Below are 15,569 nucleotides of genomic sequence, written 5' to 3'. Positions count from 1 at the left end.
GAAACCAGATGAACGCTTTCAACTACCGCGACGGTGAGCTGTTCGCGGAGGGCGTGGCCCTGTCGGCTATCGCCGAACAGTTCGGCACCCCGACCTACGTGTACTCGCGCGCCCACATCGAGGCCCAGTACCGCAGCTATACCGACGCCCTGCAAGGCACCGAGCACCTGGTGTGCTTCGCGGTCAAGGCCAACTCCAACCTGGGTGTGCTGAACGTACTGGCACGCCTTGGCGCAGGCTTCGACATTGTCTCCGGCGGTGAGTTGGAGCGTGTGCTGGCCGCTGGCGGGCGCGCCGACCGCGTGGTGTTCTCCGGCGTCGGCAAAACCCGCGAAGACATGCGCCGCGCCCTGGAAGTGGGTGTGCACTGCTTCAACGTCGAATCCAGCGACGAACTGGAGCGCCTGCAAGTCGTGGCCGCCGAGATGGGCAAGGTGGCCCCGGTGTCACTGCGGGTCAACCCGGACGTTGACGCGGGTACCCACCCCTACATCTCCACCGGCCTTAAAGAAAACAAGTTCGGCATCGCCATCGCCGACGCCGAGGCCATCTACGTGCGCGCCGCGCAGTTGCCGAACCTGGAAGTGGTCGGCGTCGATTGCCACATCGGCTCGCAGCTGACCACCGTCGAGCCATTCCTCGATGCTCTCGACCGCCTGCTGGACCTGGTCGACCGCCTCGCCGACTGCGGCATCCACCTGCGCCACCTGGACCTGGGTGGCGGGGTTGGCGTGCGCTACCGCGATGAAGAACCACCGCTGGTGGCCGATTACATCAAGGCCATCCGCGAGCGGGTAGGCAAGCGCGACCTGGCCCTGGTGTTCGAGCCAGGCCGCTACATCGTGGCCAACGCCGGCGTGCTGCTGACCCGCGTGGAATACCTCAAGCACACCGAACACAAAGACTTCGCCATCATCGATGCGGCCATGAACGACCTGATCCGCCCGGCCCTGTACCAGGCCTGGATGGGTGTCAGCGCGGTAACGCCCCGCGAGGGCGAAGGCCGTGCCTACGACCTGGTCGGCCCCATCTGCGAGACCGGCGACTTCCTGGGCAAAGACCGCGTGCTGAACCTGGCCGAAGGTGATCTGCTGGCCGTAGCGTCTGCGGGCGCCTATGGTTTTGTCATGAGCTCCAACTACAACACCCGTGGCCGTTGCGCTGAAATCCTGGTCGACGGCGACCAGGCGTTCGAAGTACGCCGCCGCGAGACCATCGCCGAACTGTACGCTGGCGAAAGCCTGCTGCCGGAGTAAGCCCATGCTGCTGCGTTTTACCAAGATGCATGGGCTGGGCAACGACTTCATGGTCCTCGACCTGGTCAGCCAGCACGCGCACATCCAGCCTAAACACGCCAAGCAATGGGGTGACCGGCACACCGGTATCGGCTTCGACCAGTTGCTGATCGTCGAGGCGCCGAACAACCCGGAAGTGGACTTCCGCTACCGCATCTTCAACGCCGACGGCTCTGAAGTGGAGCAGTGCGGCAACGGTGCGCGCTGCTTCGCCCGCTTCGTGCTGGACAAACGCCTGACCGCGAAAAAGCGCATCCGCGTGGAAACCAAGAGCGGCATCATCGTGCTGGACGTGCAGAACGACGGCCAGGTGAGTGTCGACATGGGCCCACCGCGCTTCATTCCTGCCGAAATCCCCTTCATCGCTGACCAGCAGGCGCTGAACTACCCACTGGAAGTCGACGGCCAGCTGCATTCGATTGCCGCCGTGTCCATGGGTAACCCGCATGCCGTGCTGCGCGTCGACGATGTGCATACTGCACCCGTGCATGCGCTGGGCCCGAAGATCGAAAACCACCCACGTTTCCCGCAGCGGGTGAATGCCGGCTTCCTCCAGGTCATCGACCGCCACCGCGCCAACCTGCGGGTGTGGGAACGCGGCGCGGGCGAAACCCAGGCCTGCGGCACCGGCGCCTGCGCCGCGGCCGTGGCAGCGATCAGCCAGGGCTGGATGGATTCCCCGGTATCCCTCGACCTGCCCGGTGGCCGCCTGCACATCGAATGGGCCGGCCCCGGCAAGCCCGTGGTGATGACCGGCCCGGCCGTACGCGTCTATGAAGGACAGGTTCGTCTCTAAGCGAGTAACCGCCATGACCGATCAGCCCAAGGTTGTACCCCAGCAGTCTGCCGAGCTCGATGCCGAAGCGGTGGTCGCCTACCTGCGCGCCCACCCCACCTTCTTCGCCGAGCACGACGAGTTGCTGCTTGAACAGCGCATCCCGCATCAGCGTGGCGACAGCGTGTCGCTGGTGGAGCGCCAGCTCAAGCTGCTGCGGGACCGCAACATCGAGATGCGCCATCGCCTGTCGCAACTGATGGATGTGGCCCGCGACAACGACCGGCTGTTCGACAAGACCCGGCGGCTGATCCTCGACCTGCTCGATGCCGGCAGCCTGGAAGAGGTGGTGATGGCGGTCGAAGACAGCCTGCGCCAGGAATTCCAGGTGCCCTTCGTCAGCCTGATCCTGTTCGGCGACAACGTCGCACCGGTCGGGCGCTGGGTCAGCAACAGCGAGGCGCAACAAGCCATCGGTGCCCTGCTGGGTGGCGGCAAGACGGTCAGCGGCAACTTGCGCGAACACGAACTGGCCTTCCTGTTCGGTGAAGAACAACGCCGGGAAGTGGGCTCCAGCGCCGTGGCCACCCTTGAGTACCAAGGGCTGCATGGGGTACTGGCGATTGGCAGCCGCGACCCGCAACATTACAAGAGCAGCGTCGGCACCCTGTTCCTCGGCTACATCGCCGAAGTGCTCGGCCGCGTTGTGCCACGCGTTACCCAGACCCTGCGCTCGGTGCGCTGATGGAAGGCCAGCTGGAGGCTTATTGCGCGCACCTGCGCAACGAGCGCCAGGTGTCGGAGCACACCTTGCTGGGTTACCGTCGAGACCTGGACAAGGTCGTCGCCTACTGCAAGGAACACAATATCGCCAGTTGGCAGGCGCTGCAGATCCAGCAGCTGCGCCAGCTGATCGCCCGCCTGCACCACCACGGCCAGTCCTCCCGTAGCCTGGCAAGGCTGCTGTCGGCGGTGCGTGGCCTGTACCGTTACCTCGTCCGCGAAGGCCTGTGCCAACACGACCCGGCCAACGGCCTGAGTGCGCCCAAGGGCGAACGACGGCTGCCCAAGGTGCTGGACACAGACCGCGCCTTGCAGCTGCTCGATGGCGGCGTCGACGACGACTTCATCGCCCGCCGCGACCAGGCGATTCTGGAGCTGTTCTACTCCTCAGGCCTGCGCCTGTCCGAGCTGACCAACCTCGACCTCGATCACCTCGACCTCGCCGCCGGCCTGGTGCAGGTGCTGGGCAAAGGCGGCAAGGCACGCGTGCTGCCGGTTGGCCGCAAGGCCCGCGAGGCACTGCAGGCCTGGTACCGCTTGCGCGGCATCGGCAACCCGCGTGACCGTGCAGTGTTCATTACCCGCCAGGGCAACCGCATCAGCCCGCGGACCGTTCAGCAGCGGGTAAAGGCTGCCGGTGAGCGCGAGCTGGGCCAGCACCTGCACCCGCACATGCTTCGCCATTCCTTCGCCAGCCATGTGCTGGAATCGTCCCAGGACCTGCGCGCCGTGCAAGAGCTGCTCGGCCATGCCGACATCAGCACCACGCAGATCTACACCCACCTGGACTTCCAGCACCTGGCCGCGGTGTACGACAGCGCCCACCCCCGGGCCAAACGCAGCAAAGGCACAGACTCATGAGCATCAAGCTGATCACCTTCGACCTCGACGACACCCTGTGGGACACCGCGCCGGTCATTGCCAGCGCAGAAGTCGTGCTGCGCGACTGGCTCGAAGCCAACGCCCCGGTCCTCGGCGGCGTGCCGGTGGAGCACCTGTTCGCCATCCGCGAACGCCTGGTACAGGCCGAGCCCGGCCTCAAGCACCGCATCAGCGCCCTGCGCCGGCGCGTGCTGTTCCATGCCCTGGAAGAAGTGGGCTACAGCGAGAAACAAGCGCAGGACCTAGCCAACGAAGGTTTCGAGGTGTTCCTGCATGCCCGCCACCAGGTGGAGATCTTCCCCGAGGTACAGCCGGTGCTGGAGATCTTGCGCCATCACTACACCCTGGGTGTGGTCACCAATGGCAATGCCGACGTGAGCCGTCTGGGGCTGGCGGACTACTTCCGCTTTGCCCTGTGCGCCGAAGACCTCGGCATCGGCAAGCCGGACCCGGCCCCCTTCCTGGAAGCCCTGCGCCGCGGTGATGTGGACGCCAGCGCGGCGGTGCACATTGGTGACCACCCCGGCGACGACATTGCCGGCGCCCAGCGCGCCGGGTTGCGGGCCGTGTGGTTCAACCCGCAGGGCAAGCCCTGGGCGGGCGAACAGGCGCCGGATGCCGAGATCCAGCGCCTGTCGCAGCTGCCCGGCGTGCTCGCGCGCTGGCGCTGACAGGGCCGCTTCGCGGCCCATTCGCGGGCACGCCCGCTCCCACAGTGACCGTGCAGGGCTCAGGCCTGCGGTGATCCTGTGGGAGCGGGCATGCCCGCGAAGAGGCCGGCTAGAGCAACCTAAAGCAAACCCGCAGCGACGGGGTACTACTTTGCTTAGCCGCCAGCAAACCTGCGCTGCATGTTTTGACGACGCAGCAACCAAATCAATATGCCGCCTTTGATGAACTCTGAAATAACAATCAAACCGAGCATCAGCCAGGGATTGTAGTCAGGTACCAAGCTGGCCCATACCAACAGTACCGAGAACGACGGAGCAGCGAACAGCAGCCGCCAGGGTATTTGCGCTAATCCGAAATAAATTCCCGCCTTTCGAGCTCCTAGCAGAAGCGCCGCGCTGAAAATGATCGACGCCTGCATAACCAGGTTGATCACCATAAGTACCACAGTGAGCAAGCCTTGCTCGCTCCAAATGCCCAGCATGTTCTGCAGATCCGTAACTACCGGGAAATGCCCACGCCGAATGCTACCTACGACGTAGAGCAATAGATAAAGGGCGTCTAGCCCTCCCCAAAACCGCAATACCCACCCCTCTACTTTTCGTCCGGCGGGCATCATTTCTTTTCTCGGTGCTCATAGGTTTCAAACGGAAGAACTGGTTGCCAGTGCCAGGACTTTCCACTGATCTGCCACTTGTCTTCCCCTTCGAAGAACCGCTGGGTAATAGCACGCAACTCGCCATAGCGATGAATGACAGATCGCGATGCCAAATGATCATCGTGGCTATCAAGGGGAACCCACTGCAGGGTCACGACGCGCGAAGTGTTGTCATAGTCCTTGCCTTCCGAACCGAAAATACGACCCTCGTCACCTAGGGAGCCAAGGCGGTTCTGCAGCATCGCGAATGTATTTTTCAATCCGTCATAATCGATGTCGATGGTGCGCCACTTGCCGGGACCTTTTTCGTTTTCAGCCAGCCTATTGCTCTGGTCAGGCATAGGGAAGCATTGCGCCGCACCTAAGTGACCATCAAGCCTCATAGGCCTGGTTGGATCGTTGGTCAAAAACAGCCACCTGCCGTCTCTGATCTTTTTTGCTGCCCTTTCCAGATCTGGCTCAGAGAGCACTTCCCCGAGCGTGAAACCGCAATCCCTCAGGAAGTCTGTCTTACCCTGCAAGCATTCCCAGCCTCTGAGCGCACGCTTTACTTTCCCCTCAGCAAAGAAAGGGTCTTCTACCTTAGGCAAGTCTTCCTTGCGAAGCTCGCGACGACGAACCAATTTGTCCATAAGTCCTCCAGGCTTGAAGTGTGATGCTTGCCTGGCATCGCAAAAAAGGTCTATCAGATACACCCTTTGTGCCTGTGGGAAATTTCTCTGATTTCCTGGCGCCCACAAAAAAGCCCGCAGCGACGGCGGGCTTTTTTGCGTTCAGCCACTCAGATAGGGCGGCTGCCGTATTTGTTGTCCGGCTTCTTGGGCGGGTCGGCGACCACGTTGGCCTCGACTTCCTGCACCTTGCCACCGCGCGAAAGGAATTCTTCCATCGCCTTGGCCAGCGCATCACGCTCTTTCTGCTTGGCTTCCATGCTCGGCATCTCGTCTACCGAGACAGCCGCCTTGGATTTGCCCTTGGCCGCAGGTGCCGGGCTGCTGTCGTCATCGCCAGCGTCTTCAGCGCCGTCGTCAGCTGCCGCTTCGAGGCCTTCATCACCCTCGTCTTCGTCGCCTACTTCGAGGTCGTCGTTTTCCAGATCGTCGTCGCTCATGTTCTACCTCATGACTTGCGAAAAGCAGGTTAGTTATAGACCAGTGCAGCCGTAGACCGGCAGCCACCAGTGAAAATTCAACTGGCCGTGGGTTAGGCCACTGCCCTTGGGTCGGCGCTCCTGATGGGAGGCGGCACCCAGCAGGCCCTGCTCCTGGCAGGACCTGACAAATCCATTAGCCCCTGCTGGCCACACGCTATTGGCAAGCCTAGCAAAGGCTGGAGAAGTGTGTGGACTACTCATGAAACACCCTTCGGCGCGCATTCTAGCGCGCCCGTGGAAAAAGCAAAGCTCCATAAATGCCCCACGACTTGTAAGTTTTCTACCTACGTCGCGAACGTGCCGGATAAACCGTTTGCCGTGCGGGAAATGCTAAAAATCTGGCAAAAAAATGCCCGGCAAGCCGGGCAAGTTTTTACCGCGTCGCAGTTACAGGTTGTAGCCGCGTTCGTTGTGTTGAGCCAGGTCGAGGCCGACCGACTCTTCTTCTTCGTTGACCCGCAGGCCCATGACCACATCCAGCACCTTGAGGATCACGTAGGTGACGATGGCGGTGTAAACCACGGTGAAAATCACGCCCTTGGCCTGGATCCAGACCTGCATGCCGATGTCGGTGACAGCACCGAAACCGCCCAGCGCCGGGGCTGCGAATACACCGGTGAGGATGGCCCCGATGATGCCGCCAACACCGTGTACGCCGAAGGCGTCCAGCGAGTCGTCATAGCCCAGCTTGCGCTTGAGGGTGGTGGCGCAGAAGTAGCAGATCACACCCGAGGCCAGGCCGATTACCAGGGCGCCCATCGGGCCCACGGTGCCTGCTGCCGGGGTAATGGCGACCAGGCCGGCAACCACACCCGAGGCAATGCCCAGGGCACTCGGCTTACCGTGGCCGATCCACTCGGAGAACATCCAGCCCAGGGCTGCTGCTGCGGTGGCGATCTGGGTGACCAGCATGGCCATGCCGGCAGTGCCGTTGGCGGCAGCCGCAGAACCTGCGTTGAAGCCGAACCAGCCGATCCACAGCATGGCGGCGCCCATCAGGGTGTAGCCCAGGTTGTGCGGGGCCATCGGGGTGGTCGGGTAGCCCTTGCGCTTGCCCAGCACCAGGCAGCAGACCAGGCCTGCGATACCGGCATTGATGTGCACCACGGTACCGCCCGCGAAGTCCAGTACGCCCCAGTCCCACATCAGCGCACCGTCACCGCTCCACACCATGTGCGCGATCGGCGCATACACCAGGGTGAACCAGATGCCCATGAACACCAGCATCGCGGAGAACTTCATGCGCTCGGCGAAGGCACCCACGATCAGCGCCGGGGTGATGATGGCGAAGGTCATCTGGAAGGTGATGAACACCGCTTCAGGGAACAGCGCGGTAGCCGACGTCAGGTTCTCGGGCGTAACGCCGCTAAGGAAGGCCTTGGAGAAGCCACCGACGAAGGAATTGAAGTTGAGCACGCCCTTTTCCATACCGGTGGTATCGAAGGCCATGCTGTAGCCGTAGACGACCCAGAGAATGCTCATCAGGCCGGTGATTGCAAAGCACTGCATCATCACCGACAGCACGTTCTTGGAACGCACCATGCCGCCATAGAACAGGGCCAGGCCCGGGATAGTCATGAACAGCACCAGCGCCGTTGCGGTCAGCATCCAGGCGGTGTCGCCGGAGTTCAGCGCTGGGGCAGCTTCCTCTGCCAGGGCAAGCCCGGGCATTACGAGGGACAATAGGGCTCCTAGCCCTGCGATCTTACGCAGAGTCATGTTGTTTTCTCCTGGGGCGTTGGGTTTGGTGAGGCTTTTTTTGCTGCTTAGATCGCGTCGGTATCGGTTTCGCCGGTACGGATACGGATCGCCTGCTCCAGATTCACCACGAAAATCTTGCCGTCACCGATCTTGCCGGTGTTGGCTGCCTTGGTGATGGCTTCGATTACCCGATCAAGGTCCTTGTCATCGATGGCGACATCGATCTTCACCTTGGGCAGGAAATCGACCACATATTCAGCACCGCGATACAGCTCGGTGTGGCCCTTCTGCCGACCGAAGCCTTTCACTTCAGTGACGGTGATGCCCTGCACGCCGATTTCCGACAGCGACTCGCGCACGTCGTCCAGCTTGAACGGCTTGATGATGGCTGTGACTAGCTTCATGAAACTCTCTCCCGATTTGGTGGACTTGCCCCAGGAAAACAAACCCGTCTCAAGTCTAAGCGCAGCGCTTGGCTTTGTAACGCGTCGTCGGCATCCGGCTCCGCATGCGCACTGCCTGGTCACAAGGAACCGCATCAGTGCATGGCTCGTAGTGGTCTTTGCAGAAACCTTGCCAGTTACGGCAAAACGCCAAAAAACAGTGGGTTATGCGAAATACTCGGGATTGGCCAGTCGCCAGCATGGAAAACCTGCACAGTTTCGGTGCGCAACGGCAGGGCGCATTGCGCGAAAAATGTGCAATCACGCGCAGTCTTTGGGGGAACTCAAGCGTCAGGGTTGTGCGTGCTACACTGCCGGCCATTCTCAGTTTCATTGGACAGCCCCATGCTCGCGCCCAAAGCCCTTCTCGATGCCCTGAGCGACCAGGCCTCGCGCCTGTTCAGCAACGATACCGCCCAGCCCCGCGCAGAACTGGAAAGCCAGTTCAAGGTGTTGATGCAAGGTGCCTTCAGCAAGCTGGACCTGGTCAGCCGTGACGAATTCGACAGCCAGATGGTCGTGCTGGCGCGTACCCGTGCACGCCTCGAGGCCCTGGAACAACAAGTAGCCGAGCTGGAAGCACGGCTGGCTCCCACGCAGGAATAACAATCGACACACGGAGCGTTTCCCCATGAAAGTCAGCGCACGCAATGTTTTCGAAGGCAAAGTCAGCAACGTTCAACCCGGTGCGGTCAATGCCGAAGTCGAACTGACCCTGGGTGGCGGTGAAAAGCTGGTGGCAGTGGTCACCATGGCCAGCCTGCACAACCTCAACATCAATGTCGGCAAAGAGGCCGTGGCACTGGTGAAGGCGCCTTGGGTGGTGGTGCTGACTGACGCTGCCGGCTACAAGCTGTCGGCCCGTAACGCACTGGAAGGTGAGGTGGTACGGGTGGGCGACGGTGCCGTAAATGCCGAGGTGGTGCTGCAGCTGGCCGGCGGCACCGAAGTGTATGCCATCGTAACCCGCGAAGCTGTGCAGGAGCTGGGCCTGGCGCCAGGTGTGAAGGCCACTGCGCTGATCAAGGCCTCGCATATCATCCTCGGCGCCAAGCCCTGAGCTTGAAGGTTAACCTGTCGGAGCGGGCATGCCCGCGAACACCGGCGCAGCCGGTGCCATCCACCGCGTTGCCCGCTCCTACAGGGGTTCGCGCAAGCCTGCTAGCTCGCGCAGAGCTGTTTCGGCGGCAACTCGCTGGCATGCAAAGTGCCGCGAAACAGGGCTGCACCACACTGGGTAACCAAGGTTTTTACCCGATTGTGTGAGTTGAGGATTTCGGCCTGGATATCTTCGATAGCCGAATCCCCCGGCTGCAAGGCAACCGCGCGATTGGCCCATTCGATGGCCGCAAACCGGCTCTGCTTGCGGGTGCCGCGCCCCTGCATCCAGGCCAGCCCCAGTTCGGCGCTGGCTCGGGCGGCAATCCACGGGTCGGGGTGCTCGACCAGGCTCGACAGGTAAGCGACCGCCTCGGCCCGTTCCTGCGCTTCGCCAAACTGGCGCAACAGTATCCCCAGGTGCAGGCGCGCACGCGCATTGGTCTGCGCATTACCCAACGCATCGACCAGCAGGTGCCTGACGGCCAGCATGGCACTGCGCTCGCTCAAGTCCTCATCGCCATCCATGCGCAGGCAGGCCAGATTGTACTTGGCCTGTCGGCTGCCCGCTTCTACCGCACGCTGCAGCCAGTGCTCGGCCGCCTCGTCATCCAGGTAGTGCGCCGGGGTGTTGTCCAGGCCGCCGCTGTGCAGCTCGTACAGGCCAAGGGCAGCCCCCGGCAGGTTCAGCTCGGCACAACGCTCATACAGGTAACAGGTCACTTCATGCCGGTTGGCAACCCACAACAGCCGCGCCACCGCAAGCACCTCGAAGCCCGGTGCCTGGCCAGCGCGCTGGCGCGCTACCGCCGCCTGAGCCCATATCCTTGCCTGCTCGGCCGAGCGTGGCAGCCCCCACAGGCCGAAGCGATGGCCAACAGCGCGCATTGCACAGGCGCCAGCATGCGAGCGGCCATCACACAGGCCCTCAATGGCGCTACGCAAGAGCTGCTGCCCATCTGCCATGCCATCGCGCAGTATCAATTCAGCCAGACAACGAAATGGCACGCCCATGACACGGATGGCGCCGTGATCGGCGTTGCACGCCAAGCTCGCAGCGAAGTCGCGCATGGCGCCAGCATGGTCTTGCAAGGCACTGCTGCGCAGCGCACCGCGCCAGGCCAGCACAATGGCACTTTCCCTTGGCCTTAGCGGCCGTTTCAACCAGGCATCGAACAGCTGCTGCCAGTCGGCGACGGCCTGCAACTGGTCAGCGTGGGGCAGCTTCAGCCGGTCCTCGACGGCCATCCAGCGCAACGCATTGCGCAGCGTTTCATCCCAGGCCTCGCACAACGGCCCATTGGCCAACAGTTCCAGCGCATCGAAGCTGGCGCCCCAACGGGGTAGCAGGTAAACGGCCAGGGCCTGAATTGCTTCGAAGCAGCCAGGGCGGGCAACCAGTGCATGGCGCAACCAGTAATAGCGGGGTGCTTCGTTTTCATGGCCGGCCCGCCTGCTCAGGCACGCCGGCAACGCCTGTGGCAACTCGGCGAGGGGCAGCAGCCCATGCTTTACCAACAATGGCGCCGCAGCCTCCTGCACTTCCACATCGGCATGGGCACTGGGCCTGTAGCGTGCGGGCTGCCCCTGGAACAGTTCGGCCAACCAGCCGGGCTCGCGAAACTGCGCGCTGATACGCAGCATGCCAATGGCCGCGGCCACGGGCTGGGCAGAGCGGTCCATGGCGCGTAGCAGGTGCGCAGTGGCACTTTCGCAAATCTGCTCGACGGCCAGCGAGCGTGCAGCATTGCGTTGGCCGCCGCCCTGCACCTGACACGCCCGGTGGAAGCAGTGCAGGCCCATCACCACCTGCGGATGGTAGGCCTTGGGGCAGGCATCGATCCAGGCTTTGAGTACCTGGCTCAGGGCCCTGTCGCCCTGGCAATCCGGGTCGACCAGCAGGTGCCCTTCAATGGCCATCATGTAGGCGGGGAATTCGCCAGGCGGGGCCTGGTGCCATTGTGCCTGGAGGCTATCGAAAAAACGGGTGAGTTCAACGAATGAATTGGCCTGCACCAGTTCGCGGATGACCTGGCGCGTGCGGGCGAGCGTTTGCACGGAGCAATACCTCAAGTCCATTTGAAAGAAGACGCTGTGCCATTCCATGGCAACGGCAGTGGCCCGATAACACTAAGCCATGGCGGGCACCTGCGCAAAGCCAATTGGATCCATTTTTGCCGATTTGCGTGAAAAAGCAGGGAAATACCCTGCACTGAAAAACCCCGACGCATACTTGTTGCGTCTACCTCGCCCGCGCTGGCTATCCTTGGCCTGCCGCAGGAAGCGGCCTTTTTCAGCGACAACGGAGCGTCCATGTCCCTAGCCCTCGTCCATAGCCGCGCCCAGGTAGGCGTACAGGCACCGGCAGTCAGCGTTGAAACCCACCTGGCCAATGGCTTGCCCCACCTCACCCTGGTCGGCCTGCCGGAAACCACAGTCAAGGAAAGCAAGGACCGGGTGCGCAGTGCCATCGTCAACTCCGGGCTGAACTACCCGCAGCGGCGCATTACCCAGAACCTCGCCCCCGCCGACCTGCCCAAGGATGGCGGCCGTTATGACCTGGCCATTGCCTTGGGTATCCTTGCCGCCGACGGCCAGGTGCCCATGGCCACCCTCGCCGAGGTCGAATGCCTGGGCGAACTGGCGCTGTCTGGCAAACTGCGCCCAGTACAGGGGGTGCTGCCAGCGGCGCTGGCGGCGCGCGAGGCAGGCCGGGCGCTGGTGGTGCCACGGGAAAATGCCGAGGAAGCCAGCCTGGCAGGCGGGCTGGTGGTTTATGCGGTGGGGCACCTGCTGGAGCTGGTCGCCCACCTGAATGGCCAGGTACCGCTGCCGCCGTACGCTGCCAATGGCTTGATCCTGCATCAACGCCCGTACCCGGACCTGAGCGAGGTACAAGGCCAACTGGCAGCCAAGCGGGCCTTGTTGCTGGCCGCCGCCGGGGCACACAACCTGCTGTTCACTGGCCCCCCCGGCACCGGAAAGACCTTGCTCGCCAGCCGCCTGCCCGGGCTGCTGCCACCGCTGGACGAACATGAAGCACTGGAGGTGGCGGCCATCCAGTCAGTCAGCGGGCATGCACCCTTGAACAGTTGGCCGCAGCGGCCTTTTCGCCACCCTCACCATTCCGCCTCCGGCCCGGCGCTGGTCGGGGGCAGCAGCCGGCCGCAACCGGGCGAAATCACACTGGCCCACCATGGCGTACTGTTTCTGGATGAGCTGCCAGAGTTCGAACGGCGCGTGCTGGAGGTACTGCGCGAGCCGCTGGAGTCGGGCGAGATCGTGATTGCGCGGGCTCGCGACAAGGTACGCTTCCCGGCACGCTTTCAGCTGGTGGCGGCCATGAACCCCTGCCCCTGTGGCTACCTTGGCGACCCCACGGGCCGCTGCCGGTGCAGCACCGAGCAGATCGCACGCTACCGCAACAAGCTGTCCGGGCCCTTGCTGGACCGGATCGACCTGCACCTGACCGTGGCCCGTGAGAGCACCACGCTGAACAACCAGCCCTGCGGCGAGACCAGTGCCGATGTGGCAGTGCGGGTGGCTGAGGCACGGGAACTGCAACACCGGCGGCAAGGGTGCGCAAATGCGTTTCTCAACCTGGAGGGGTTGCGCCGCCATTGTCCATTGGCCCCGGCGGATCAGGCCTGGCTGGAGGGTGCCTGCGAGCGGCTGACCTTGTCATTGAGGGCAGCGCACCGGTTGTTGAAGGTGGCGCGGACGCTGGCGGACCTGGAAGGTTGTGAGGCCATTGGCCGACCACATCTGGCCGAGGCCCTGCAGTACCGGCCGGGGAGCAGTTAGATTGCCGGGGCTGCCTTGCAGCCCATCGCGACGCAAGGCCGCTCCTACAAGGAACGCGATCGCCTGTAGGAGCGGCCTTGCGTCGCGATGGGCCGCAAAGCGGCCCCCGGATCCATCAGGCAGCCTTGATTTGCCGGATAAGCGCAGACAGTGAATATGATCCCGGCCCGGTCAACGCCAATCCGCCATAAAGCGCCACCAGCAACCAGGCGAACTGCCCCTGCTCCAGCGTCCAGTCCGGGTGCACCACCACCAGCGCCACCAACAACACTGCCAGCACCGGCAGGCAAGCCAGGCGCGCGGCAACACCCAACAGCAGCAACAGCGGGCAAACTACCTCGGCAAAAACCGCCAGCCCCAAGGTCAGCGGTGCGCCCAACCCGAATGGGTCTTCGATGCGCTGCAATTCACCGCTCCAGTCCAGCAGCTTCGGTAGCCCGTGGATACACAGCAGCAGCACAGCTGCCATCACCCGCATGAACAGCAGGCCGGTGGCAGTCAGGTTAGGGGATTGCGGGTCGAGGAAGATTTTCAGGCGGGGCATGGCAAGGGGCTCACTAATCGGTCAACCCGGCGAGCATTGCCCAGCAGCAAACAGATTGATTGCGCAGGTGTGCTGAATTTGCTGTCAATGCTGCTGGCCTCTTCGCGGCGGTTCGACGCCTCGATAAACCCGCTGCTATTTTTAAAACTTGCGCAGGACCTGTGGGAGCGGGCATGCCCGCGAAGAATTCAGCGCGGTGCATGGCACCGGCTGCGCCGGTGTTCGCGGGCTTGCCCGCTCCCACAGCGTCCCTGCTGAATCAGTAACTGATGTGAAGTTCCATTGACAGCGGGTTTGCAAGCGAAAGGGCCAGCACAGGCCGCACATCACTGCCGGCCAGCCAAAGCCTCTTCAACCCCCCTCAACAGCACCTCTTCAGAAAAGGGCTTGCCCAGGCAGGCCAATGCCCCCAGGCTCATCGCAGCATGCACTGCGTCATCATCCCAATGCGCCGACATGCAGATCACCGGTATCAGCCACTGCTGCCGCGCCAGTTCACGTAGCACCGCCAACCCACTCACGCCCGGCATCTTCAGGTCGAGCAGCACACAGCCTGCCTGCCGCGCCAGCTCCGACGCCAGGAACACATCCCCGGCTGCGAACGACAACGTCTCGAACCCGGCCGAACGCAGCAGGTTGGCCAGGCTTTTGCGCACCGAAGCATCGTCGTCGACGATGCACACCCATCTGCTCATGCGCCGCCCAGGCCCTCTGACCGCGCCCCGATAACAGTGTGCATGGCCACCAACTCCACCAACGAGCGGGACTGCATCTTGTTCATGATGTTCTTCTTGTGCACCTTCGTGGTCACCTCGCTGGTGCCGATCTGCCTGGCGATCTGCTTGTGCGACAAGCCGTCAACCACCAGCGAAAACACCTGCCGCTCACGCTGGGTCAGGCGCTGGTACTTTTCCTCAACCTGCCGCGCATGGCGCCATTTGCGGCCATCCGCCACGGCCCGCATACGCACGGCCTGCAGCAGCGTCAGCAACTGGTCTTCATCGAATGGCTTGGTCAGGAACTCCACGGCACCGGCACGCATGGCCTGTACCGTCATCGGGATGGTGCCAAAGCCGGTCATGAACACGATGGGCCAGGGCAGGGCCAGGCGGCGCAGGGCGGCCTGTACCTCCAGGCCGGTGGTATCGGGCAGGTGCATGTCCAGCAGCAGGCAGGCGTAGGGGGTTTCCAGGCGCGCTGCGAACAATGCTTCAGCACTGGCAAACAACTGATGCGGGATATCCTGCGAGCACAGCAGGCGGCCCAACGCCGTGCGCACCGACGGGTCGTCGTCCACCACCAGTACCGGCACGTTCGTGCTGTCGTCCAGGGGCTCAAGGCTTTCGGCCATGGCGCACAGCGGCGAGGGGCCCAGGCAAGGGACATCAAGGCTGATCTCGGCGGCCAGGCGGTAACCCCGACGTGGCACGGTCTGTATCAGCCCCCGATCAGCAAAGGCCTTGCGCAGCAACGACACCTGCACCTGCAGGTTGTTGTCCTCGACCACCGTACCGGCCCATACCTGGCTGAACAGCTCGTCCTTGCCGACCACCCGGCCCTTGGCCTTGATCAGCGTGGCCAGCACCTCGAATGCGCGGCCGCCCAGCGGGATCGGCTTGCCGTCGAGAAACACTTCCCGCCGCTCCAGCGACACCTGGACATTGCCTATTCGGATCATGGCTTCCTCGCACGGGCACGGGCGTTTACGCAGCCCCGGGCAGCCTAGGCCAGCGCACGCGTTGAAACAATTATCCCGAGGGATAG

General features: G+C 63.0%; 17 protein-coding genes. 8 read left to right on the top strand and 9 right to left on the bottom strand.

Features of this window, described 5'->3' with window-relative positions; translation table 11 throughout:
* Positions 1–8 precede the first annotated feature (8 nt).
* Genes lysA through ACIQUI_RS03355 form a run of 5 tightly spaced genes read left to right on the top strand, consistent with a single transcriptional unit; the run spans position 9 to position 4,406 of the window.
* Positions 9–1,256 carry a diaminopimelate decarboxylase gene (gene lysA, locus ACIQUI_RS03375; RefSeq protein ID WP_391130666.1) on the top strand — a complete coding sequence of 416 codons (1,248 nt, stop codon included), beginning with the start codon at positions 9–11 and terminating at the stop codon, positions 1,254–1,256.
* A 4-nt stretch (positions 1,257–1,260) separates the two neighbouring features.
* Positions 1,261–2,091 (top strand): diaminopimelate epimerase, encoded by an 831-nt coding sequence (gene dapF, locus ACIQUI_RS03370; protein WP_403194942.1) that lies wholly within the window; start codon positions 1,261–1,263, stop codon positions 2,089–2,091.
* A gap of 13 nt (positions 2,092–2,104) precedes the next feature.
* Positions 2,105–2,815 carry a DUF484 family protein gene (locus ACIQUI_RS03365; protein ID WP_403194940.1) on the top strand — a complete coding sequence of 237 codons (711 nt, stop codon included), beginning with the start codon at positions 2,105–2,107 and terminating at the stop codon, positions 2,813–2,815.
* Complete coding sequence (gene xerC / locus ACIQUI_RS03360; protein ID WP_403194938.1) at positions 2,815–3,714, top strand: tyrosine recombinase XerC; 900 nt, start codon at positions 2,815–2,817, stop codon at positions 3,712–3,714. Before ACIQUI_RS03365 ends, xerC begins: the two co-directional genes overlap by 1 nt.
* A complete protein-coding gene (locus tag ACIQUI_RS03355; RefSeq protein ID WP_403194936.1) occupies positions 3,711–4,406 on the top strand; it encodes an HAD family hydrolase in 696 nt (231 codons plus the stop codon). Before xerC ends, ACIQUI_RS03355 begins: the two co-directional genes overlap by 4 nt.
* Positions 4,407–4,561: 155 nt before the next feature.
* Here ACIQUI_RS03355 and ACIQUI_RS03350 read toward each other — a convergent pair whose 3' ends face one another.
* The 5 genes from ACIQUI_RS03350 to glnK all read right to left on the bottom strand — a co-directional run bounded on the left by ACIQUI_RS03350 (position 4,562) and on the right by glnK (position 8,320).
* Positions 4,562–4,888: a hypothetical protein gene (locus ACIQUI_RS03350; RefSeq protein WP_403194934.1), complete on the bottom strand. Its 327-nt coding sequence runs from the start codon at positions 4,886–4,888 to the stop codon at positions 4,562–4,564.
* 131 nt (positions 4,889–5,019) lie between these two features.
* Positions 5,020–5,694 carry a hypothetical protein gene (locus tag ACIQUI_RS03345; protein ID WP_403194932.1) on the bottom strand — a complete coding sequence of 225 codons (675 nt, stop codon included), beginning with the start codon at positions 5,692–5,694 and terminating at the stop codon, positions 5,020–5,022.
* Positions 5,695–5,843: 149 nt separating this feature from the next.
* Positions 5,844–6,173: a transcriptional regulator SutA gene (sutA, locus tag ACIQUI_RS03340; protein ID WP_201207493.1), complete on the bottom strand. Its 330-nt coding sequence runs from the start codon at positions 6,171–6,173 to the stop codon at positions 5,844–5,846.
* A gap of 429 nt (positions 6,174–6,602) precedes the next feature.
* Entirely contained in the window at positions 6,603–7,934 is a 1,332-nt protein-coding gene (locus ACIQUI_RS03335; RefSeq protein ID WP_403194930.1) for an ammonium transporter, read from the bottom strand.
* 47 nt (positions 7,935–7,981) lie between these two features.
* Positions 7,982–8,320, bottom strand: coding sequence for a P-II family nitrogen regulator (glnK, locus tag ACIQUI_RS03330; RefSeq protein WP_002555808.1), 339 nt, complete (start codon positions 8,318–8,320; stop codon positions 7,982–7,984).
* A 384-nt stretch (positions 8,321–8,704) separates the two neighbouring features.
* Here glnK and ACIQUI_RS03325 point away from each other — a divergent pair, with 384 nt between their 5' ends.
* Both ACIQUI_RS03325 and ACIQUI_RS03320 read left to right on the top strand, forming a co-directional pair.
* The gene (locus ACIQUI_RS03325) at positions 8,705–8,965 is read left to right on the top strand and encodes an accessory factor UbiK family protein (protein ID WP_403194928.1); all 261 of its coding nucleotides are present in this window, start codon (positions 8,705–8,707) and stop codon (positions 8,963–8,965) included.
* 25 nt (positions 8,966–8,990) lie between these two features.
* Positions 8,991–9,419: a molybdopterin-binding protein gene (locus ACIQUI_RS03320; RefSeq protein ID WP_403194927.1), complete on the top strand. Its 429-nt coding sequence runs from the start codon at positions 8,991–8,993 to the stop codon at positions 9,417–9,419.
* A gap of 101 nt (positions 9,420–9,520) precedes the next feature.
* Here ACIQUI_RS03320 and ACIQUI_RS03315 read toward each other — a convergent pair whose 3' ends face one another.
* Positions 9,521–11,515 carry a DUF4034 domain-containing protein gene (locus ACIQUI_RS03315; protein WP_403194925.1) on the bottom strand — a complete coding sequence of 665 codons (1,995 nt, stop codon included), beginning with the start codon at positions 11,513–11,515 and terminating at the stop codon, positions 9,521–9,523.
* Between the two features lie 255 nt (positions 11,516–11,770).
* On the opposite strand from ACIQUI_RS03315, the gene ACIQUI_RS03310 reads away from it, so the two are divergent.
* Positions 11,771–13,261 (top strand): YifB family Mg chelatase-like AAA ATPase, encoded by a 1,491-nt coding sequence (locus ACIQUI_RS03310; RefSeq protein ID WP_403194923.1) that lies wholly within the window; start codon positions 11,771–11,773, stop codon positions 13,259–13,261.
* A gap of 115 nt (positions 13,262–13,376) precedes the next feature.
* On the opposite strand, the gene ACIQUI_RS03305 is transcribed toward ACIQUI_RS03310, so the two are convergent.
* From ACIQUI_RS03305 to ACIQUI_RS03295, 3 genes are all read right to left on the bottom strand, one after another.
* Positions 13,377–13,805, bottom strand: a complete 429-nt coding sequence (locus tag ACIQUI_RS03305) for a DoxX family protein (RefSeq protein WP_403194921.1) — start codon at positions 13,803–13,805, stop codon at positions 13,377–13,379.
* Positions 13,806–14,131: 326 nt separating this feature from the next.
* Complete coding sequence (locus ACIQUI_RS03300) at positions 14,132–14,500, bottom strand: response regulator transcription factor (protein WP_403194920.1); 369 nt, start codon at positions 14,498–14,500, stop codon at positions 14,132–14,134.
* The gene (locus ACIQUI_RS03295) at positions 14,497–15,483 is read right to left on the bottom strand and encodes a response regulator (protein ID WP_403194919.1); all 987 of its coding nucleotides are present in this window, start codon (positions 15,481–15,483) and stop codon (positions 14,497–14,499) included. Before ACIQUI_RS03295 ends, ACIQUI_RS03300 begins: the two co-directional genes overlap by 4 nt.
* Between the last annotated feature and the right edge of the window lie 86 nt (positions 15,484–15,569).

Source organism: Pseudomonas sp. NPDC090592 (genome assembly GCF_044769185.1).
In the GTDB taxonomy this organism is placed as follows: domain Bacteria; phylum Pseudomonadota; class Gammaproteobacteria; order Pseudomonadales; family Pseudomonadaceae; genus Aquipseudomonas.
This window is presented reverse-complemented; position numbering and strand designations above follow the sequence as displayed.